Genomic DNA, 1,368 nt, shown 5'->3' with positions numbered 1-1,368 from the left:
GCAATGCTCTCAACTTAAGCCCCAAAGAGCTTGTAAACGAGGCATCGTCCCTGTAAACTTCATCGCATAACTCACTGATAAATCAACGATATGAACTCAAATACCAGCGTCCTCGCGGCTTCTGGCTGAGTTCTCCGACTTCCTGCTCGATCCGGCGCTCGCCGATCGGGTACGTCGTTCTCCCACCGCCTTTACCCGCAATCGCACCCTGACCTTGCCGCGCATGGCCGCGCTGATGATGTCCGGGATGTGCGCCAGTGTGCAGGCCGAACTTGATGCGCTATTCGGCGCACTGGAAGGCAGCGGCGGGCGCACCCGCGCTGTTAGCGCACAGGCTTTCAGCAAGGCGCGACGGGGAGTGTCTGCCGAACTGTTCGAACTGGCCCGCGCCCGCCTGATCTCGCTGGCCCAACCCCATATCGATTCGATGCGCTGGCACGGCCTGAGGCTGGTCGCTGCTGACGGCAGCCGCCTGCGTGTGGGCACGCGTCGCGGCCATGAACTGCGCGCCGATCACTACGCATTTGCACTGTTCCTGCCGGGCCCCGAGCTGACCCTGCACGCTGCACTTCATCCGGCCGATGGTGCCGAGCGGCAGATGCTGTTCGAAGCGCTCGATGTACTGCAACCGCATACCGACCTGCTGCTGCTCGATCGCGGCTATATCGGCAACGCGATGGTGGCGGCGCTCGCACAGCGCGAAATCCCATTCTGCATGCGCGTCGATGCGCGTAACTGGAAATGCGTCAGCGCCTTTGCCCGCAGCGGTAAAGCCGAGCGTGTGGTGACACTGGACGCGCCCGGCGAACTGGATGCCCGCGACTATGAACTGGCGCGTACGCCCACGACTGTGCGCCTGATCCGCGACGTCACGCCGGGCGGTCGCGTGCGTGTGCTGATGACCTCGCTGCTCGATGGCGGGCGTTATCCGGCGGCATCGTTCGGTACGCTTTACCACCAGCGCTGGCGGGTCGAGGAAGCGTTCAAGCGACTCAAGCACCGGCTGCGGCTGGAAGCCGTCACAGGTCTCGATTACCTGGCGTTGCAGCAGGACTTCGGCGCAAAAATCCTCGCCGACAACCTGTGCACGCTGCTCAGCGATCTGGATGCGCCGCACGATGATGAAAAGGCCAGTCGTCCTAACCGGGTGTATGCACTGGGTGCACTCAAACCCATCCTCGGCGCGTGCCTTCTGCGCATCCGGCGCTGTCTGGACGGCCTCTCCGGTGTGCTGGAGATGATCCACCGGACCCGATGCCGGATACAGCCCTCACGCTCGTATCCAAGACCACCCAGAAAAGCCAAGCCTCACTTCCATCTTACGTACAAACTTGCTTGAGGGAGTGGGGCTTAAGTTGAGAGCATTGC

At 62.3% G+C, this 1,368-nt stretch carries 1 protein-coding gene; it reads left to right on the top strand.

Annotation, left to right across the window (positions count from 1 at the left end):
- Nucleotides 1-100: 100 nt before the first annotated feature.
- Entirely contained in the window at nucleotides 101-1,339 is a 1,239-nt protein-coding gene (locus NE850_RS39335; protein WP_310700424.1) for an IS4 family transposase, read from the top strand.
- The last annotated feature ends 29 nt before the right edge of the window (nucleotides 1,340-1,368 follow it).

It is taken from the genome of Paraburkholderia sp. USG1, assembly GCF_031570135.1.
GTDB classification, from domain to species: Bacteria; Pseudomonadota; Gammaproteobacteria; order Burkholderiales; family Burkholderiaceae; genus Paraburkholderia; species Paraburkholderia dioscoreae.
The sequence above is the reverse complement of the archived record's forward strand: the minus strand, read 5'-3'. Positions and strand labels throughout refer to the sequence as shown.